Annotated in this window: 18 protein-coding genes; 15 read left to right on the top strand and 3 right to left on the bottom strand. The window is 66.9% G+C overall.

Annotated elements, in window-relative coordinates:
- The first annotated feature begins 95 nt into the window (after positions 1-95).
- From D106_RS0107325 to msrA, 9 genes are all read left to right on the top strand, one after another.
- Positions 96-2,300: an ATP-binding protein gene (locus D106_RS0107325; protein ID WP_018879672.1), complete on the top strand. Its 2,205-nt coding sequence runs from the start codon at positions 96-98 to the stop codon at positions 2,298-2,300.
- Complete coding sequence (locus D106_RS0107320; protein ID WP_018879671.1) at positions 2,297-3,676, top strand: sigma-54 dependent transcriptional regulator; 1,380 nt, start codon at positions 2,297-2,299, stop codon at positions 3,674-3,676. Before D106_RS0107325 ends, D106_RS0107320 begins: the two co-directional genes overlap by 4 nt.
- A 23-nt stretch (positions 3,677-3,699) precedes the next feature.
- Positions 3,700-5,079, top strand: a complete 1,380-nt coding sequence (gene trkA, locus D106_RS0107315) for a Trk system potassium transporter TrkA (RefSeq protein ID WP_018879670.1) — start codon at positions 3,700-3,702, stop codon at positions 5,077-5,079.
- Positions 5,080-5,092: 13 nt separating this feature from the next.
- Complete coding sequence (locus D106_RS0107310; RefSeq protein WP_018879669.1) at positions 5,093-6,547, top strand: TrkH family potassium uptake protein; 1,455 nt, start codon at positions 5,093-5,095, stop codon at positions 6,545-6,547.
- Positions 6,548-6,587: 40 nt separating this feature from the next.
- The gene (locus D106_RS0107305) at positions 6,588-6,947 is read left to right on the top strand and encodes a tetratricopeptide repeat protein (protein ID WP_018865484.1); all 360 of its coding nucleotides are present in this window, start codon (positions 6,588-6,590) and stop codon (positions 6,945-6,947) included.
- Positions 6,944-7,921, top strand: a complete 978-nt coding sequence (locus D106_RS0107300) for a lysophospholipid acyltransferase family protein (protein ID WP_018879668.1) — start codon at positions 6,944-6,946, stop codon at positions 7,919-7,921. Before D106_RS0107305 ends, D106_RS0107300 begins: the two co-directional genes overlap by 4 nt.
- A gap of 10 nt (positions 7,922-7,931) precedes the next feature.
- Complete coding sequence (locus D106_RS0107295; protein WP_018865487.1) at positions 7,932-8,753, top strand: DNA-formamidopyrimidine glycosylase family protein; 822 nt, start codon at positions 7,932-7,934, stop codon at positions 8,751-8,753.
- 112 nt (positions 8,754-8,865) lie between these two features.
- Positions 8,866-10,026, top strand: a complete 1,161-nt coding sequence (locus D106_RS0107290; protein ID WP_018879667.1) for a PQQ-dependent sugar dehydrogenase — start codon at positions 8,866-8,868, stop codon at positions 10,024-10,026.
- 11 nt (positions 10,027-10,037) lie between these two features.
- Entirely contained in the window at positions 10,038-10,670 is a 633-nt protein-coding gene (gene msrA, locus D106_RS0107285) for a peptide-methionine (S)-S-oxide reductase MsrA (protein ID WP_018879666.1), read from the top strand.
- Between the two features lie 244 nt (positions 10,671-10,914).
- Here the strand turns inward: msrA and D106_RS0107280 are convergent, their stop codons facing one another.
- Entirely contained in the window at positions 10,915-11,757 is an 843-nt protein-coding gene (locus D106_RS0107280; RefSeq protein ID WP_018879665.1) for a gamma-glutamyl-gamma-aminobutyrate hydrolase family protein, read from the bottom strand.
- A complete protein-coding gene (locus D106_RS0107275; RefSeq protein ID WP_018879664.1) occupies positions 11,744-12,766 on the bottom strand; it encodes an amidoligase family protein in 1,023 nt (340 codons plus the stop codon). The genes D106_RS0107280 and D106_RS0107275 overlap by 14 nt, the downstream gene beginning before the upstream one ends.
- Before the next feature lie 73 nt (positions 12,767-12,839).
- On the opposite strand from D106_RS0107275, the gene folB reads away from it, so the two are divergent.
- From folB to fetB, 6 genes are all read left to right on the top strand, one after another.
- Positions 12,840-13,199: a dihydroneopterin aldolase gene (gene folB / locus D106_RS0107270; RefSeq protein WP_018865492.1), complete on the top strand. Its 360-nt coding sequence runs from the start codon at positions 12,840-12,842 to the stop codon at positions 13,197-13,199.
- Positions 13,200-13,614: 415 nt separating this feature from the next.
- Positions 13,615-14,328, top strand: coding sequence for a TorF family putative porin (locus D106_RS0107265; RefSeq protein WP_026280619.1), 714 nt, complete (start codon positions 13,615-13,617; stop codon positions 14,326-14,328).
- A gap of 66 nt (positions 14,329-14,394) precedes the next feature.
- Entirely contained in the window at positions 14,395-14,733 is a 339-nt protein-coding gene (locus D106_RS0107260; protein ID WP_012981610.1) for a P-II family nitrogen regulator, read from the top strand.
- Positions 14,734-14,768: 35 nt separating this feature from the next.
- Complete coding sequence (locus D106_RS0107255; protein ID WP_018876598.1) at positions 14,769-16,022, top strand: ammonium transporter; 1,254 nt, start codon at positions 14,769-14,771, stop codon at positions 16,020-16,022.
- Positions 16,023-16,348: 326 nt separating this feature from the next.
- Positions 16,349-16,969, top strand: coding sequence for an ATP-binding cassette domain-containing protein (locus D106_RS0107250; protein ID WP_018879662.1), 621 nt, complete (start codon positions 16,349-16,351; stop codon positions 16,967-16,969).
- The gene (fetB, locus tag D106_RS0107245) at positions 16,960-17,766 is read left to right on the top strand and encodes an iron export ABC transporter permease subunit FetB (RefSeq protein ID WP_018879661.1); all 807 of its coding nucleotides are present in this window, start codon (positions 16,960-16,962) and stop codon (positions 17,764-17,766) included. The genes D106_RS0107250 and fetB overlap by 10 nt, the downstream gene beginning before the upstream one ends.
- Before the next feature lie 233 nt (positions 17,767-17,999).
- Here fetB and speE read toward each other — a convergent pair whose 3' ends face one another.
- Positions 18,000-18,851, bottom strand: coding sequence for a polyamine aminopropyltransferase (speE, locus tag D106_RS0107240; protein WP_018865497.1), 852 nt, complete (start codon positions 18,849-18,851; stop codon positions 18,000-18,002).
- Positions 18,852-18,900 lie beyond the last annotated feature (49 nt).

Genomic DNA, 18,900 nt, shown 5'->3' with positions numbered 1-18,900 from the left:
CGATCCGGCGTTGCGGCCCTTGCCGGTAGAATGGCTACCGGCTGCGGACCGCGCCTTGTTTCGGAAAACCTGGGATACCAACGCGAGGGTGTACGTTGACCAGCGTTTCCCTAAGAGGCTTCCCGTGGGGGCTCCTCGGCATCGGGCTCCTGTTCGCGCTGCTGCTGACCTCGCTGGTGGTGATGGGCGATGCGGCCCAGAACCAGGCGCGCTTCGAACAGGTGTTCCTGTGGCTGCTGGTGTTCCATGTGGCCGTGCTGGTGGTGCTGGGCGGGCTGATTATCTATCAGCTCGTGCGCATGGCGATCCAGTATCGCCGCGGGGTGCCCGGCAGCCGCCTGACGCTGCGCCTGGTGGCGGTGTTCATGCTGGTGGCCGTGCTGCCGGTGTCGGTCGTCTACTACTTCTCCTTCAAGTTCCTGAACGAGGGGGTGGATTCCTGGTTCGACGTGCGCGTGGAGTCGGCGCTGGAGGATGCGCTGGAGCTGTCGCGCTCGTCGCTGGATCTGCGGGTGCGCCAGCTGGCGACCGAGACCCAGGAACTGATGAGCGACCTCGAGGGGGTCTCGGAAGGCCTGGTTCCGCTGGCGCTGAACGACTATCGCCGCCAGGTCGGGGCGCAGGAGTTGACGCTGGTCGGTTCCAACAACCGCATCATCGCCTCCAGTACCGACAGCCCGATCCGCCGTCTGCCGACCCCGCCGGGCTCCGACATCCTGATGCGGGTGCGCCCGGAGCAGCCGTATTCGCGCCTGGAGCCGCAGTCTGACGGCTCGTTGATCATCCGCGTGGTGGCGACCACCAGTAGCCGCCGTCCGGGCTCGGAGAATCGCATCCTGCAGGGCATCTACCCGGTGGATCCGCGCATGAGTGCGTTGTCGCTGCGGGTCCAGGACGCCTTCGCCGATTACCGCGAGTTCGCCTACCTGCGCGGGCCGATGATCCAGGGCTTTGTGTTTACCCTGTCACTGGCGCTGGCGATCTCGCTGATGGCCGCGCTGTGGGCCGGACTGCTGGTGGCGCGGCGCATGGTGCGCCCGATCTCCGATCTGGTGCAGGGCACGCGCATGGTGGCGCAGGGCGACTACAGCACGCGCCTCGCGGTGCAGCGCGCCGACGAACTGGGCTTCCTGGTGCAGTCGTTCAACACCATGACCCGTACCCTGAACGAGGCGCGCGACGAAGCCGAGCGCAATCGCCGCCTGCTGGACGCCGAGCGCGCCTACCTGGAGAGCGTGCTGCAGCATCTGCGCTCCGGCGTGCTGGCGCTGGATGGCAGTCTGCGCCTGCGCACGGCGAACGCCGCGGCCAGCGAGATCCTGGAATGCGACCTGCAGGGCGCGCGCACCCGGGTGATGTCCGAGCTGGGTGACGAGTGCCCGTTGGTCGCACAGTTCTTCGAGGCGATCAGCGACGCCCTGGTGCGCCAGGAGGCCGAATGGTCGCGTCAGGTGGTCGTCTTTACCCGCAGCGGGCGCAAGGTCCTGATGACCCGCGCGGTGTGGTTGCCGACCTCGGGCTCCAGCCGCGGCCTGCACGCCATCGTATTTGACGACATGACCGAGTTCCTGAAGGCCCAGCGCGACGCGGCCTGGGGCGAGGTGGCGCGGCGCCTGGCACACGAGATCAAGAACCCGCTGACGCCGATCCAGCTCTCCGCCGAGCGCCTCTCCAGGCGCCTGGGCAAGGTGCTGGAGGGAGCCGACCGCGAGGTGCTGGACCGTGCCACCGGCACCATCGTGCAGCAGGTGGAGGCGATGAAGACCCTGGTCAACGCCTTCCGCGACTATGCCCAGGCGCCGCAGCTGGAGCGCGCCTCGGTGGACCTGAACCAGCTGATCCGCGATGTCTGCGAGCTGTACCTCGACCAGGACGGCCGCTCGCGCGTGGATGTCACGCTGGATGCGGAACTGCCGCGGATCCATGGCGACGCCGGGCGCCTGCGCCAGCTGCTGCACAACCTGATCAAGAACGCGCTGGAGGCGGGCGAGGGCCACGAGGACATGGAGGTGCATGTGGCCACTGCCTACCTTGACGACCCGGCGGGTCCGCATATCGAGCTGCGGGTGACCGACACCGGTCCCGGCATCAAGCCGGAGTTCCTCGAACGCATCTTCGAGCCCTACACCACCGACAAACCGCGTGGAACCGGTCTCGGTCTGGCGGTCGCACAGAAGATCGTGGAGGAGCATGGCGGCATGATTGAGTGCCATAATGCGGAATCCGGGCGGCATGGGGCGGTCTTCCGCATCCGCATTCCGGTGGAGCATGGTCCGGTGGTTCACGAGGAGCCCGAATGAGCGAAGCCTACATACTCGTGGTCGACGACGAGCCGGACATCCGCATGTTGCTGCAGGATGTGCTGGAGGACGAGGGCTACCAGGTGGCGCTCGCCGGCTCCGTGGCCGAGGCCAAGGCCCAGCGCCGCAGCCGCCGTCCCGATCTGATCCTGCTGGATGTCTGGATGCCGGACGGCGACGGCATCTCGCTGTTGAAGGAGTGGAGCGACGACGAGGGCCTGCCCTGCCCGGTGGTGATGATCTCCGGCCATGGCAATGTCGAGACCGCGGTCGATGCGACGCGGCTCGGGGCCTACGACTTCATCGAGAAGCCGCTGTCCATCGACAAGCTGCTGATCACCCTGAACAACGCCCTGGAGGCCGCGCGCCTGCAGCGCGAGAACGTGGGCCTGAAACGCCATGCCGGCACCGTGCACGACCCGGTCGGCAGCAGCGCCACCATGGTGAACCTGCGCGACCAGGTGCAGCGCATGGCGCAGCACGATACCTGGGTGCTGATCACCGGCGAGCCGGGGGTGGGCAAGCAGACCTTCGCGCGCCTGCTGCATGCGCGCAGCGCGCGGCGCGAGAGCCCGTTCATCGTGGTCTCGGTGGGTTCGCTGTCCGGCGAGGAGGCGATCGCCGAGCTGTTCGGCAGCGAGCAGGGCGAGCATGTGCGCTACGGCCTGCTGGAGCAGGCGGCGGGCGGCGTGCTGTTCCTCGACGAGGTCGCGGAGATGGACCTGCAGACCCAGGGCCGGCTGCTGCACGCGCTGGATACCCAGCGCATCACGCGCATCGGCGGCAACCAGCCGATCAGCGTGAATGTGCGCGTGATCGCGGCCAGCCAGTACGACCTGGCCGAGGCGGTGGAGCAGGGCCACTTCCGCGAGGACCTCTACTACCGGCTCAATGTCCTGCCGCTGGCGATCCCGCCGCTGCGCGAGCACCCGGAGGATATCCCGGAACTGCTGGAATGCCACATGCGCCACCTGCACCAGCAGGAGGGCCTGCCGGTGCGCGCCTTCCAGCGCCCGGTACTGGAGCGGCTGCAGCAGTACCACTGGCCCGGCAATGTGCGCGAACTGCGCAATCTGGTGCAGCGGCTGATGATCCTGGGCTCCGGCGACGAGATTACCCGCGACGAGGTGGAGCGCACCCTCAGCGGGCAGCCGCAGCGCGCGGAGGAGGTCGGCGAGGGCACAGTGGCCATCCCCGACCTGCCGTTGCGCGAGGCGCGCGAGCAGTTCGAGCGCGAGTACCTGCAGCAGCAGCTGGAGCGCTCCGAGGGCAACATGACGCGCCTGGCGGAACGGGTGGGGCTGGAACGCACCCATCTGTACCGCAAGTTCAAGGCGCTGGGGATCGACCCCAAGCGCGTGAAATCCGATAGCTGAATCCGCTCCGGGACGGGAGGCGCATGAAGCACATCATCATCCTCGGGGCCGGTCAGGTCGGCCAGTCGCTGGCCGAGGCGCTGAGCGCCGACGGGATCGACATCACCGTGGTCGACTATCGCTCCGAGATGCTGGCGGATCTGGAAGACCGCTACGACATAAAAACGGTACACGGCTTCGCTGCGCACCCGTCGGTGCTGGAGGCGGCCGGGGCGCGGGACGCGTCCATGCTGATCGCGGTGACCAATTCCGACGAGACCAACATGGTCGCCTGCCAGGTGGCGTCCACGCTGTTCAATATCGAGACCAAGATCGCCCGGGTACGGGCGCGCGACTACCACGAGACCCCGGCGCTGTTCGCCCAGGACGCGATGCCGGTGGACATGCTGATCTCGCCCGAGGCGATCGTGACCAGCCACATCCAGCGGCTGATCGAGCACCCCGGCTCGCTGCAGGTGCTGGAATTCGCCGAGGGCCGCGTCTCGCTGGTCGGCGTGCGGGCCTACTACGGCGGGCCGCTGGTCGGCCACGAACTGAAGAACCTGCAAAGCGACATGCCCGGGATCCATACCCGGGTGGCCGCGATCTTCCGCAAGGACCGGCCGATTCAGCCGGATGGTTCCACGGTGATCGAGGCGGACGACGAGGTCTTCTTTGTCGCCGCCAAGAAGAACATCCGCGCGGTGACCTCGGAGCTGCGCAAGCTGGAGAAGCCCTACAAGCGCATCCTGATCGCGGGCGGCGGCAACATCGGCGAGCGGCTCGCCGAGACGCTCAGCAAGCGCTACCGGGTCAAGGTGATCGAGCGTGACTCCGAGCGCGCCGACCACCTGGCGCGGACGCTGCCCAGCAATGTGCTGGTGCTGCACGGGGACAGCTCGGATGACCGCTTCCTCGAGTCCATCAACGTTGAGCACAGCGATGTGTTCTGCGCGGTCACCAACGACGACCAGGCGAATATCTTTGCCGGGATGCTGGCCAAGCGCTGGGGCGTGCGCAAGGTGATGTCGCTGATCAATCGTCCCAGCTACGTGGACCTGCTGCAGAGCGGGACCATCGATGTCGCGATCTCGCCGCAGCAGGCGACCATCGGGGCGTTGCTGGCGCGGGTGCGCGAGGGCGGCACCGCCACCGTGCATACCCTGCGGCGCGGCGCGGCGGAGGCGATCGAGACGGTGGTCAACGGCGATGCGCGCACCTCGCAGGTGGTCGGTCGCCGGATCGAAGAGATCGACTTCCCCGAGGGAACGAGCCTGGGCGCGGTGGTCCGCGAGGAGGAGGTCATCATCCCGCACCGGGACACGGTCATCGAGGCCGGCGACCATGTGATCCTGTTCGTGACCGACCGGCGCAAGGTGAAGCAGGTCCAGCGCCTGTTCCAGCCTACGGCACTGTTCTTCTAGGCGGGAGGCGCAGATGCTTCATCTTGCCTCCACCGCCCGGTTGCTGGGTGTTCTGCTGACGCTGTTCAGTCTGGCGATGCTCCCGCCGGCGGCCATCGGCTTCCTGTACGGGGAGGCCACCGCGCTGGTGTTCCTGCAGGCCTTTGCCCTGCTCCTGCTGATTGGCGGGCTGCTGTGGGCCCCGCTGTACCGGATGCGTCAGGAACTGCAGGCGCGCGACGGCTTCATCCTGGTGGTGCTGTTCTGGCTGGGGCTGGGCATCGCGGGCGCGACCCCCCTGTTCCTCGATCCGAGCCTGCAGATCTCCTTTACCGACGCGGCCTTCGAGTCGATGTCCGGGCTGACCACGACCGGGGCCACGGTGCTGAGCGGGCTGGACGACCTGCCGCGCTCGCTCCTGTGGTATCGCCAGCAACTCCAGTGGATGGGGGGCATGGGCATCATCGTGCTGGCGGTGGCCATCCTCCCGCTGCTGGGCGTCGGCGGGATGCAGCTGTTCAAGGCCGAGACCCCGGGGCCGATCCGCGACAATAAACTCACCCCGCGCATCGCCGAGACCGCGCGCAACCTCTGGTACATCTACCTGGGCCTGACCGTGGCCTGCGCGCTGGCCTACTGGGCTGCCGGCATGGATGCCTTCGATGCCGTCGCGCATGCCTTCTCCACCGTGGCAATCGGCGGGTTTTCACCTTATGACGCCAGCATCGGTCATTTCGATTCGGTGGCCATCGAGATCGTCGCCATTGCCTTCATGGTGCTGGCCGGGATGAACTTCGCCCTGCATTTCCTGGTACTGCATCGGGCGACCTGGAAGCCCTACCGGCGCGACGAGGAGCTGCGCGCCTATCTGCTGGTGCTGGGTTCCGCAACGGTGCTGGTGGTTGCCTTCATGCTCTGGAGCGGGTTTACCGATCAGCTCGGGGATGCGCTGCGGCGCGGGATCTTCCATGTCGTGTCCATCGCGACCACCACGGGCTATGCCACGGATGCCTTCTATCTGTGGCCCGGTTTCCTCCCGGTACTGCTGATCTTCCTGTCGTTCATCGGCGGCTGTACCGGCTCCACCGGCGGCGGCATGAAGGTGGTGCGCGTGCTGTTGCTGGCCAAGCAGGGCCTGCGCGAGATCAAGCGGCTGATCCATCCGCATGCGCGGATCACGGTCAAGGTGAACGGCAAGGAGGCACCGGACCGCGTCGTGCAGGCGGTGTGGGGCTTTCTCGCGGCCTACGTGATGGTATTCGTGGTGATGATGCTGGCGCTAATGGCGTCGGGGCTCGATCAGGTCACGTCGTTTTCCGCGGTCGCGGCCACGCTGAACAACCTCGGCCCCGGGCTGGGTGAGGTCGGGCCCAATTTCCAGTCAATCAACGATTTCAGCAAATGGGTTCTCGTGCTCGCCATGCTGATGGGGCGGCTGGAAATCTTTACCGTGCTGGTGCTTCTGTCGCCCGCCTTCTGGCGGCGTTAGCCTGAACGCATCGTTTGACCGGCGGCGCGGGAGGTGCCCCATGAGCGACATGATCGAACGTTTCCAGAACATGCTCGATGGCGGACAGGACTCCGCCATGTTGCGTTTCTCGCTGGGCAACGCCCTGGCGACCGACGGTCAGCTCGAGGCCGCCGTTCCGCACCTCGAGCGCGCATTGGAACTGGACGGCGGGTACTCCGCGGCGTGGAAACTGCTGGCGAAGACGCTGGTCCAGCTCGAGCGCCCCGAGGCGGCGCTGTCCACCTGCGAGCGCGGCATTCGCGTGGCCACGGAGAAGGGCGACCTGCAGGCGGTGAAGGAGATGGAGGTCTTCGCCAAGCGCGCCCGCAAGCAGCAGGCCGCCACGGACGGGCCGGGCGACGGCTCCGGGGGCGCATGAGCGCAGCCGACGACGATCGAAGCCGGAGCGAGGACGCCGGCGCCTACCAGGCCCCGCTGACCGCGGCCCACTTCGCCCCGCGCTACTGGGGCAGCTGGCTGCTGCTGGGCCTGGCGTGGGTGCTGCAGGAATTGCCGCGCCCGGCCGTGCGTGGCCTGGCCCGTGGCCTGGGCCGGCTGATCCGGCGCTTTGCCGGGCGCAGCCGCGCGGTGGCCGAACGCAACCTGGAGCTGTGCTTCCCGCAGCTGAGCCCCGCCGAACGCATGCAACGCCTGGAGGCCTATTACCGCTACCAGGCACAGACCGTGCTGGACTATGGCCTGTTGTGGTTCGGCAAGCCGGGGCAGCATGCCGCGCGTATCCGCATCGAGGGCCTGGAACATTACGAGCGCCTGAGCTCGGCCGGCATCCCGGTGATCATCCTCGCGCCGCATTCACTGGCGCTGGACTACGGCGGCGTGCGCATGAGCCAGATGTTCGATGGCGTGTCCTTCGCCAAGCCGATGAAGAACCCGGTGCTGGAGTGGATCAACCACCGCAGCAGGACGCGCTACTCCGGCGACATCTTCGCCCGCGATCAGGGCCTGCGCCCGGCAATCCGCCAGCTCAAGCGCGGGCGGTTCTTCTATTACCTGCCGGACGAGGACCTGGGCGCCGAGGGCGCCGTCTTCGTCGACTTCTTCGGCGTGAAGAAGGCCACGCTGACCGCGCTGGCCCGTCTGACGCGCATGTCGAAGGCCGCGGTGCTCCCCAGCTTCGCCTGGTACGACCCCGCGGCGGATCAGTACGTGATGCGGCTGTGGCCGCCGCTGGAGGACTATCCCGCCGGCGACGACGAGGCGGATGCCCGACAGATGAACGCAGCCGTGGAACGCGGCATCGAACAGGCCCCCGCGCAGTATCTGTGGTCCATGCGCCTGTTCCGCACCCGCCCCGCCGGCGAGCCGCGCCTGTACCCCGACCGCAAGCGCTGATCACGCGGCGATGCCCGAGGGCGATACGATCCACAAGCTGGCGGCGGCGCTGCGGCCCATGCTCGAGGGGGTGGCGCTTGGCCGGGTCGCCACCCGAGCGCGCCGGGGGGATCCGTTACTGGAACATGGCGTGATGACCGCGGAGGCCGTGCAGGCCCGGGGCAAGCACCTGCTGCTGGACCTGGAGGCGGCGGACGGGCGGCGCTGGCAGTTGCGCAGCCATCTTGGGATGTACGGGACCTGGCACCAGTATGCGCCGGGCGCGGCGTGGCACAAGCCGGCGGCCGGGGCGTGGGCGGTGCTGGGCCTGCCGGATCGCGTGCTGGTCTGTTTCCACCCGCGTGAGCTGCAGTGGCGTCCGCGCGCGGACGGCGCACGGGACGTTCCCCGGCTGGATGCGCGGGTGGGCCCCGACCTGCTGGACCCGGCGATTGACCTGGATGCGGTTGTTGCCAGGGTACGCGATCGTGCCGATTCAGCCCGCCCGATCGTGGATGTGCTGCTGGATCAGTCCCTGGCGGCGGGGATCGGCAACATCTACAAGTCCGAGGTGCTGTTCCTGCAGGGGTGCCATCCACTGCGTCCTCTGGCACAGGTGCCGGAGGCCATGCTGCGCGGGTTGTACCGCGATGCCGAGCGCCTGCTGCGGCGCAATGTGAAGCCGGGGCCGCGGATTACCCGTGAGCGTGCGGAGGCGGGGGCGTTTCTGAACGTCTACGGTCGTCGGGGTGAGCCCTGTCACCAGTGCGGGGCACCGGTCGAATATGCCCGACTGGGCGAGCACCTGCGTGCGACCTACTGGTGTCCGGTCTGCCAGCCGGGGAACCCGTAGGCCCCCGCGGCATCCCAAAAGGATATGAATGATGCACGGCTCCTGGCCGTGCCGCCCAAGTCTCCAGCGGTATCCCGCCCCGCAGGCATCGCATTTTCCAAGGAGGTGAACCATGCAGACGCGCACGATGAAGACGAGCCGCCTCACCCTGGCGCCCGTGCTGGCCGGTCTGGTGATGGCCTGTACCGGATCCTCCGGGGTCTCGGCCGAGGGGCTCGGTGCCGGGGAGCACGGCCTGCAAGCCAGTGTGCTGCATGAGGGGCTTAATCACCCCTGGGCCATTGCGTTTCTGCCGGAGGGCGGGGCCCTGATCAGCGAGCGCCCGGGCACCCTGCGCTGGTTCGAGGACGCCGGGTCCTTCGACGGCCGGGGCGAGTTGGTGTCCGGTGTTCCGGGCGACCTGCAGGCGCGCAATCAGGGCGGCCTGCTGGACCTCGCGCTGCATCCCGACTTCGCCGAGAACCGCTGGCTGTACTTCACCTATTCCGCAGCCGTGGATGGCGGGCTCACCACACGCCTGGCGCGCGCACGTTTCCAGGACGGTGAGCTTCAGGGTGTGGAGACGCTGTTCACGGCCGAGCCGGGCGTCTCCGGGGGGCGCCACTTCGGCAGCCGCATCGTGTTCGATGACGCGGGCTACGTGTATATCAGCGTGGGGGATCGCGGCCAGCGCGATCATGCCCAGGACACCTCGACCCATATCGGCAGCATCATCCGGCTGCATGACGACGGGCGCGTCCCGGACGACAATCCGCTGGTGGATGATGCCGATGCCCGCCCCGAGATCTGGGCCTGGGGGGTGCGCAACCCGCAGGGCATGGTGATGGACCCCGAGACTGGCACCTTCTGGCAGAACGAGCACGGACCGCGCGGGGGCGACGAGGTGAACATCATCGAGCCCGGGCTGAACTACGGCTGGCCGGTCATTACCCACGGCCGGGAGTATGCCGGCGGGCAGGTCGGCGAAGGCCTGACCGAGAAGGAGGGGATGGAGTCGCCCCTGCATCACTGGACGCCCTCCATTGCCCCCTCGGGCATGGCGATCCTGCGCGATCCCGCCTTTGCCGACTGGGACGGCGATCTGCTCGTGGGCGGGTTGGCTCATCAGACCCTTCGTCGGCTGACCTTCGAGGGGCGCGAGCTGGTCAACGAGAGCGAGGTGCTGCCGGATTTGAACCGCCGCGTGCGGGACGTGCGCGTCCACGATGGGGCGATCTACGTGCTTACCGACCACAACCCGGGGGAGCTGATCCGGCTCGCCCCGGCCGACTGACGGAGCCGCCGATGTTCGCCTTTTCCGAGCCGCGCATGCCGACCCCCGAACAGGCCCTGCCCGGGCGCGACGAGCCGATGCCGGTCCCCGAGCGCCACATGGTTCTGGGGACGCCTCTGGCGCCACCGTATCCCGAGGGTATGCGGGTGATCCACTTCGGCATGGGTTGTTTCTGGGGTGCCGAGCGGTTGTTCTGGCAGCAGGAGGGCGTGTATTCCACCAGCGTGGGCTACGGCGGGGGCTACACCCCGAACCCGACCTATCGCGAGGTCTGCAGCGGCCAGACCGGGCACACCGAACTGGTACGGGTGGTGTTCGACCCGCGGAAGGTCTCGCTGGACGCCCTGTTCCGCATCTTCTGGGAGGGGCACGACCCGACCCAGGGTATGCGCCAGGGCAACGATGTCGGCACCCAGTACCGCTCGGCAATCTACACCACCGACCCTGAGCAAACCGCGGCTGCCGAGGCCAGCCGCGAGCGTTTCCAGGCCGCGCTGGACGCCGCCGGGCGTGGGGCGATCACCACCGAGATCGCCGAGGGCCCGGCGCACTACTTCGCCGAGGACTACCACCAGCAGTACCTCGCCAAGGTCCCGAACGGCTACTGCGGCCTTGGCGGCCTGGCCGTGCCCTATCCCACCTAGGTCGAAAGGCGTTTTTTACCACGAAGCGCACGAAGGCACGAAGAAAGGCCAGGTCAAAAGCGATTCACAGGAAGGTTTTAAGACCGGAAGAAGGCTGATGCGACGGCCTCCAGCAGCACGTTGATATGGTGCCTTGAGCGACCGTCACGCACTCGACCCTTCACCTGCAAACCTTCTCTTCTTCCAGACTTCCTGTGAATCGCCTTTCTTCGTGCCTTCGTGTGCTTCGTGGTGAAATCAGGTCTTAGTGTCTGCGGGTGGCGGCCTGGATGAGGGCGCGGAACAGGCGCTGGTGGCGGCGTTTCTGTGGGAGGTATTCGGGGTGCCACTGCACGCCGATGCACCAGTCGTGTTCGGCCTCGATGGCCTGGACCACGCCGGTCGATTCGCGTCCGGCGATCTTGAGGTCCCGCCCCAGGTCATTGACGGCGTGGTTGTGGAGCGCGTTCACGTGGAGCGTCGTGTCGCCCAGGATGTTGGCCAGAAGGCTGCGCGGGTCCAGCTCCACCGGCTTGACCGGCAGCAGGCTGCGGGCCTGCGGGGTTTCCACGTAGAACTCGGCCAGGTCGCGATGCAGGGTGCCGCCACGTACCACGTTGACCAGTTGCATCCCGCGACAGATGCCGAGGATCGGGCGGTGCTCGTCCAGCGCGCGATGGATCAGGGCCTTCTCCAGCCGGTCGCGGTCGGTGTCCAGTACACCGCCATGGGACTGGAACAGCCGGCGCAGTAACCACAGGGCCGGGTAGAATAGATAGCCGATCAGGCGCTGCGACAGGCGTCGCTCCGCCTGCCGGATGGCAGCCGCATCCGGTCCCTCGGGGAGGGTCTCGCCGTAGAGCTCGGGATCCACATCCGCCCCGCCGCCCACCACCAGACCATCGAAGCGCCGGTGACCGCGCGGCTTGCCCGGGCGCAGCCGCAGCGGACGGCCGCCGGCGCGCCAGACCGCGAGCGCTGTAAACAGCCAGGCGGGCCCGCCGCCCTGGTCGGGTCCGGTAATGGCGATCACCGGGCGGCGTGGACGCGGCGGTGCGGTATCGGCCACGGTATCGGTGGTCGTGCGGTCGGGCTCAGAACCAGTCACGGAGGCGCTGGCTCCAGTCGTCGGCCCAGCGGCCCAGGGCCTGGCCGGGGCGTTCCAGATATTCCCGCGACAGGCGCTCCAGGCGTTCCGGGTCCGCCGCCAGGCGCTCGACCTCGACCCAGCCGTTGAACGGCCGCGCGAGGCTCCAGTCCGGGTCGTCGATCTCGCAGTTCGGCAGGCGATAGTGGAAGGCCGGCCGCGGCTTGATCAGTTCGTGCTCCACGGGGGCCGCGTCGATCCGCCCGGGGTCCAGGTGGGCGAACAGCGGCAACAGGTCCAGCGGGCGGTTGCGGGTCGGGTTGTGCGCCAGGTAGGCGTCGATCAGGCCCTCCCGGTCGGGACGAAAGTCCGGGTCCAGCACGTAGCGTACAAACGGGCCGGGGAAAGACCGAATGTAGGGCGACAGGCGCCGCGCCAGGTCGATGGCGCCCGCCGCAGTGAGCACTTCCACCATCAGCAGGAAACTGCGCAGGACTGCCAGAAGCCACTCGGCATCGGTGCGGTGCACCTCGATATTGATCTGCAGCCCGAAGGCATAGAGAAACGAGCGTTCGGTACCCAGTGCGCCGGCCTGCTGCAGGGCGGCGCGCACCCGGTCCAGGCGGGGAAGGTCAGCCGTCGCGATCGGCGGCGCCACGATCTCGTGCGGGACCAGGCGGCCCGCGGCGTCCGCGAGCCAGCGCTCCAGCGCGGCCTCGTCGGAGTCGTCCAGCTCGATGCCCAGGCGCGCGAGGTGTTCGCGGTAGCCGCGGTCCTTCAGTACCCGGGCGTCCAGCTCCAGTTGGAAGTCGCCGACGTCCGTGTCGCGTACGTGGAAGACGAAGGCGTTGTCCGATTCGACGTGGCCCCCGAACTCGCCTTTCACGGTCTCGGCCATCGTCTCCAGCGACACCCCGGCCATCTCGATCTCCACGCCGATGCGTCGGGGCTCGCCATCCGGGTTGGCGGGCCAGGGGAGTTCGTGAAAGGGCTCGCTCATGCGTGTCTCGTAGTGATCGGGAGGCACCATGATAGCGGCTCGGTGTACCTCGTGCGGCCCGGGCAGTAGGATAGGCGCCGACCCACAGGAGCCCGCCGAACCCATGGATCGAATCTATCTGCGCGACCTCGAGATTGACGCCGTTGTTGGCGTCTACGACTGGGAACAGCGCATCCAGCGCCGCCTGCGATTCGATATCGAACTGGCGGCCGATACCCGCATCGCCGCCTACTCCGGCGAGATCGGCGACACCGTTGACTACGAGGCGGTGGCCAACGCCGTGCGTGCCATCGTCACGCGCGAGCCGCATGCCTTGCTGGAATCCCTGGCCGAGGAGATCGCCGAGGCCCTGATGGCCCAGTTCGGCACGCCGTGGCTGCGCATCAAACTCGGCAAGCCCGGTGCCGTGCCCGGCGTGCGCGAGGTCGGCATCGAGATCGAGCGCGGCAGCCTTTCCTCGTAGACCCGCGCCGGCCACGGGGCGCTGTCCCGGCCGGCGCCATCCCCATGCCGTGCTGTGTCGTCGCGAGGCGACGTGGCGATCCGCAGGGCAGGGAGGTGTTCGCCGTGCGTCCCGCATGGCCGCGTGTGCGCTCGCCGCGCCTGTCCCAGCCCCGATTTGCCTCTCCGACCCCGCCACTTGCCGAAGGACTGAACCTTCCTGAATCCCGGACATGGTTCACAGTCCTCGGTCTCCGCACGTTTTTGGTGCGTGTGCACTTTTAGTGCGCACCAAATAAAGGCAAAAGCCCGTGGTTGGGCCGCAACAGGTGTTGCGAAAAGCCGATTTTGCTCCCTTTTGGTACTTGGCACAGCCCGTGCAAGGACCGGGTGTCGACTACGCGACACTCGATTGACCAATCTGGGAGATGACCAACATGAAGAAGTTCACCCGTTCCGCGCTGGCCGCTGCTGTCCTCACCGTAGGCTCCACCGGTGGCGTCGCCTTTACCTCCACCGCCGCCGCGGAGCTGTCCGTGAACATCGGCGCGGTGTCCAATTACTACTTCCGTGGTTTTTCCGAAACCGACGACGGTGCTGCCGTTCAGGGTGGTATCGATTTTGAGCACGACTCCGGCTTCTATGTCGGTACCTGGATGTCCAATGTCGATTTTGGTGATGACACCAGCTACGAGCTCGACCTCTACGCCGGCTTTGCCGATGAGTTCGCCAATGGGTTCGGCTACGACGTCGGTTACATCTATTACGCCTATCCGGATGCCCGAGACGATACCGGTTCCCTGAGTGCCGACTTCGGCGAGATCTATGGTGAAGTCAGCTTCGATACCGGCGTTGTGGGACTGTACGGCGGTATGGCCTACGTCGTTCACGACAGCGATGACTCGGCCCTGGAAGACGACGACATGTACTTCTACGCCGGCCTGGATGTCCCGTTCATGGACGTCTACAGCGCCGGCTTCCTGGTAGGTCGCACCCGCTTCGACGATTCCAGCCTGGACAACTACACCCACTACACCGCCAGCCTGACCCGCGACGCGGGCGACTGGGGCGAGTTCAGCTTCAATCTCGAGTATGTCGACGAGACCGACGAAGACCTGGGCGCCTGGGTGGGCTGGTCCAAGACCTTCTGATTCCGCATTACCGCCTAAAGCAACAGCGGGTCCGCCAGGTGGCGGGCCCGCCCACAGGAGTCTGACATGAAGATGATTACCGCCGTAATCAAGCCGTTCAAGCTTGATGATGTTCGCGAGGCGATCTCGGAGATCGGCGTACAAGGGATGACCATGACCGAAGTAAAGGGTTTTGGTCGCCAGCGCGGTCATACCGAGCTCTATCGCGGTGCCGAGTACGTGGTCGATTTTCTGCCCAAGGTGAAACTGGAAGTGGCTGTCGACGAGAACTTGGTCGATCAGGTGGTCGAGGCCATTTCCAAGTCTGCCAGCACGGGCAAGATCGGCGACGGCAAGATCTTTATCACACCGGTGGAGCAGGTCGTGCGTATTCGCACGGGCGAGACCGGCCCGGAAGCCCTTTAAGGCCTCCGTCTTCCATCGAATGAGGAATTTCAATCATGGAAATTGAACAGCAAGTTGTCGAACTCGCCTACGCAATGGACACCTTTTACTTTCTGGTGGCCGGCGCGCTGGTGATGTGGATGGCCGCGGGCTTTACCATGCTCGAGGCCGGGATGGTTCGCACCAAGAGTGTGGCCGAAATTGCAACCAAGAATATCGCCCTGTATTCGATCGCCAGCATCATGTACATGCTGATCGGCTACAATATTATGTACAGCGACGGCCTGAGCTCCATCATCCCGGGCCTGGGCTTCCTGATCTCGGGCGACAACGCGGTCGCGGACGTACTGGGTAGTGGTGGCGACATCTACTACTCCGATCGTGCCGACTTCTTCTTCCAGGTCGTGTTCGTGGCCACCGCGATGTCGATCGTGTCGGGTGCCGTGGCCGAGCGCATGAAGCTGTGGGCCTTCCTGGCCTTCGCGGTCATCCTGACCGGCTTCATCTACCCGATCCAGGGCTTCTGGAGCTGGGGTGGCGGGATCCTCGACCAGATCGGCTATCTGGACTACGCCGGTTCCGGCATCGTCCACTTCACGGGTGCCGCTGCCGCGCTGGCCGGTGTGCTGCTCCTCGGGGCGCGCAAGGGCAAGTACGGCAAGGATGGCCAGATCAACGCGATCCCGGGCTCCAGCATGCCGCTGGCCACCCTGGGTGTGCTGATCCTGTGGCTGGGCTGGTTCGGCTTCAACGGTGGTTCCGAGCTGAAGGTCTCGGACATCGAGTCGGCCAATGCCGTGGCCGCCGTGTTCGCCAACACCAACCTGGCCGCGGCCGGGGGTGTGGTCGCCGCGCTGATCACCACCCGTCTGGTGTTCGGCAAGGCTGATCTGACCATGGCGCTGAACGGCGCGGTCGCGGGCCTGGTGTCCATCACCGCCGAGCCGCTGATGCCCAGCCCGTTCCTGGCGATGATCATCGGTGCCATCGGTGGCGTGATCGTGGTGTTCTCGATCGTCGCGCTGGACAAGCTGAAGATCGACGACCCGGTCGGCGCGATCTCCGCGCACGGTACCGCCGGTATCTGGGGTGTGTTCGCGGTGCTGCTGTCCAACCCGGATGCGACCTTCGTCGCTCAGCTGGTGGGCCTCCTCGCCATCTTCGTCTTCGTCTTCGTGGCCAGCCTGATCGTCTGGGCCATCCTCAAGGCGGTAATGGGCATCCGCCTGAGCGAAGAGGACGAGGATGTGGGCGCCGACATCGCCGAGTGCGGTCTCGAGGCCTACCCGGAGTTCACCGGGAAGCAATAAACCCTCGTTAACCTGAACCGGGGTCGGGCCACAGGCCCGGCCCCGACATCGTCTCCTCCGACGCCGACAAGACAGTCTCCCAGGACTTGGATGTTGGCCTTTGGGCGCCCCTCACCGGGCGCCCTTTTTTTGGTTCCAGAGCGGTGGGAGCGGGCCCGCCCGCGATGCCCCTGCCCGCGCCGTATAGTGCGATCAACATCCGCAGAGGCAACCCGTCACGGCGGACCGTTCGTCTCGCAGCAAGTAGGCCCTGCCCGTCCGGCCATTCATCCCGCCGCCCCGGCTTCGGTTACGATCGCCATTTCGCCGCACCGGAACCCTGTCGCATGGATCGCCTGCTGGATGTTCGCCAACTGAAAACCGCCCATCTGGGCCCGCTGGATCTGGCGCTTCAGCCCGGGGAGCTGGTGCAGGTCACGGGCGCCTCCGGTTCCGGAAAATCCCTGCTGCTGCGGGCCCTGGCCGATCTTGACCCCAACACGGGGGAGGTGATGCTGAACGGGGAACCGCGAGACGCCATGGCACCGGTCGACTGGCGCCGGCGCGTGGCGTACGTACCGGCGGAGACCGCCTGGTGGGGCGAGCGAGTGGACGAGCACCTGCCAGTGGACTTCGCGCGCGCGGCGGCCCTGCACCTGCTGGAGCAGGTCGCGTTGCCGGAGGCCTCTCTAGGCTGGGAGGTCGAGCGCCTCTCCAGCGGCGAGAAGCAGCGCCTGGGGCTGGTGCGCGCGCTGCTGAACCAGCCGCGCGTCCTGTTGCTGGACGAGCCCACCGCCAATCTGGATCTGGAAAACACCAAACGCATCGAACGCGCGGTACGTGGGTATCTCGCCGAGGAAGACGCGGCAGCGCTTTGGGTCAGTCACGACACCCTGCAGCGTCAGCGCCTGGGCGGCCGCATCCTGACCATCGCCAACGGCAAGCTGGAGGTGACCACGTGGAACTGATCTCGCTTTCCGCGCTGGATTTGTCGCTGGCGGCCTTGCTGGTCGTCGCGCTGGCAGTGCTGACCGTCTGGGCACGCATGGGTCTGGGGCGCAGCCTGCTGATCGCCGGGGCGCGCACCGTGATCCAGCTGCTGCTGGTCGGGCTGATCCTGCAGACGCTGTTCGACCATGCGCAGCTCGGTTGGGTGGCCTTGATGGCGGTGATCATGCTCGCTGTGGCCGGCTACGAGGTGATGGCACGCCAGCAGCGCCGCTTCGCCGGTCTGTGGGGCTATGGCATCGGTGCCGTGACCATGTTCATCTCGGCGTTCGCGGTCACCGTGCTGGCGCTGACCACCATGGTCGGCCCGACCCCCTGGTGGGAGCCGCAGTACGCGATCCCGCTGCTGGGCATGCTGCTCGGCAACACCATGACCGGCATCGCACTGGGGCTGGACCGCCTGACCCAGACCATCTGGCGTGAGCGCCGCACAATCGAGGGCCGGCTCGCGATGGGGGCCTCCTGGAGCGAGGCGGTGACGACCATGCGTCGCGAGGCCGCGCGCTCCGGCCTGATGCCGACCATCAATGCCATGGCTGCCGCCGGCATCGTCAGCCTGCCGGGCATGATGACCGGCCAGATCCTGGCCGGCGCCCCGCCGGTTGAGGCCGTGAAGTACCAGATCCTGATCATGTTCCTGATCACCGCCGGTACCGGCTTCGGCACCCTGGGTGCGGTCTGGTTCGCCTCCCGCCGCCTGTTCGACACCCGCGAACGCCTGCGCCTCGACCGCCTCAAGGCCGGCCGCCACACCTAGTCACGAGCTCAATGCAGCCTACGGCGTGTGTGGCGCCCGTCATCGCGTGGCGTGCAGCGCCGTGACGATCTCCGTGGGTGGCCCCGGCGTTGGCCCGGGCGAGCGTCGGAGGTTTTGTTACGAGATGGCCACGGCCCCTGACGGGGCCTCGCCATGACGTTGAAAAGTACTGTCATCGCGAGGCGTGCAGCGCCGTGACGATCTCCGTGGGTGGCCCCGGCGCTGGCGCGCGATCAGGCGAACAGCTTGCGACGGAAGAACTCCGGGGTGGCACCAGCGGCGCGGTGGATCGCGGCGTTGTAGTAGTGCGTGATAAACGGCAGCTCTTCGGCGGCCTCTTCGCGCAGGAAGGACACCGGGCAGTCCTTCGCGGCGATGGTGCAGGTCCACCAGCCGGAGGGGTAGGTGGCCTGGGGGAAGTGCAGGGTCAGGGCGTCGATGAAGTTCGCCGCGCGCAGGCTGTCGTGCATCGGGCGGATGATGCTGTCGGTGTGCAGTAGCGGCGATTCGCTTTGCTGCACCAGCAGGCCGTCCGGGCCCAGGGCCTTCACGCAGTCCTTGTAGAACGCGGTGGAGAACAGGCCCTCGGCCGGGCCGACCGGATCGGTGGAGTCGACAATGATCACGTCGATGGAGCCGGGGGCGGCGTCCTTCAGGTACTGCACGCCGTCGTCGAACAGCAGTTCGGCGCGCGGGTCGTTGTTGGCATCGCACAGCTCCGGGAAGTACTGCTCGGACAGGCGGGTGACGCGCTCGTCGATATCCACCTGCACGGCGCGCTCGACCTCGTCGTGCTTGAGGACCTCGCGCAGGGTGCCGCAGTCGCCGCCGCCGATGATGACCACGTTCTTCGGGGCGCTGTGCGAGTACAGCACCGGGTGCGACATCATCTCGTGGTAGATAAAGTTGTCGCGGCCGGTGAGCATCACGCAGTCGTCGATCACCATCAGGTTGCCGAAGGCCTCGGTCTCGTAGATCTCGATCTTCTGGTACGGGGTCTGTTCCTCGTGCAGCTTCTGTTTGATGCGCAGGGACAGCGCCATGTCTTCGTGCGGTTCGCTGAACCAGTTGTTGTCGAGTGCCATTGGGCGGCTCCCCTTGCCGGTGCGGTGGACGGTATGATGCGCCGCTATG

Source organism: Thioalkalivibrio sp. ALE9 (assembly GCF_000377445.1).
Taxonomy (GTDB): domain Bacteria; phylum Pseudomonadota; class Gammaproteobacteria; order Ectothiorhodospirales; family Ectothiorhodospiraceae; genus Thioalkalivibrio.
Note: the sequence above shows the minus strand (reverse complement) of the source record. Positions and strands in the feature narration are given on the sequence as shown.

Excerpts from the sequence above, each read along its gene's own strand:
- D106_RS0107320 (WP_018879671.1), top strand. The coding sequence starts at position 2,297 with ATGAGCGAAGCCTACATACTCGTGGTCGACGACGAGCCGGACATCCGC.
- trkA (WP_018879670.1), top strand. The coding sequence starts at position 3,700 with ATGAAGCACATCATCATCCTCGGGGCCGGTCAGGTCGGCCAGTCGCTG.
- D106_RS0107310 (WP_018879669.1), top strand. The coding sequence starts at position 5,093 with ATGCTTCATCTTGCCTCCACCGCCCGGTTGCTGGGTGTTCTGCTGACG.
- D106_RS0107305 (WP_018865484.1), top strand. The coding sequence starts at position 6,588 with ATGAGCGACATGATCGAACGTTTCCAGAACATGCTCGATGGCGGACAG.
- D106_RS0107300 (WP_018879668.1), top strand. The coding sequence starts at position 6,944 with ATGAGCGCAGCCGACGACGATCGAAGCCGGAGCGAGGACGCCGGCGCC.
- D106_RS0107295 (WP_018865487.1), top strand. The coding sequence starts at position 7,932 with ATGCCCGAGGGCGATACGATCCACAAGCTGGCGGCGGCGCTGCGGCCC.
- D106_RS0107290 (WP_018879667.1), top strand. The coding sequence starts at position 8,866 with ATGCAGACGCGCACGATGAAGACGAGCCGCCTCACCCTGGCGCCCGTG.
- msrA (WP_018879666.1), top strand. The coding sequence starts at position 10,038 with ATGTTCGCCTTTTCCGAGCCGCGCATGCCGACCCCCGAACAGGCCCTG.
- D106_RS0107275 (WP_018879664.1), bottom strand. The coding sequence starts at position 12,766 with ATGGTGCCTCCCGATCACTACGAGACACGCATGAGCGAGCCCTTTCAC.
- folB (WP_018865492.1), top strand. The coding sequence starts at position 12,840 with ATGGATCGAATCTATCTGCGCGACCTCGAGATTGACGCCGTTGTTGGC.
- D106_RS0107265 (WP_026280619.1), top strand. The coding sequence starts at position 13,615 with ATGAAGAAGTTCACCCGTTCCGCGCTGGCCGCTGCTGTCCTCACCGTA.
- D106_RS0107260 (WP_012981610.1), top strand. The coding sequence starts at position 14,395 with ATGAAGATGATTACCGCCGTAATCAAGCCGTTCAAGCTTGATGATGTT.
- D106_RS0107255 (WP_018876598.1), top strand. The coding sequence starts at position 14,769 with ATGGAAATTGAACAGCAAGTTGTCGAACTCGCCTACGCAATGGACACC.
- D106_RS0107250 (WP_018879662.1), top strand. The coding sequence starts at position 16,349 with ATGGATCGCCTGCTGGATGTTCGCCAACTGAAAACCGCCCATCTGGGC.
- speE (WP_018865497.1), bottom strand. The coding sequence starts at position 18,851 with ATGGCACTCGACAACAACTGGTTCAGCGAACCGCACGAAGACATGGCG.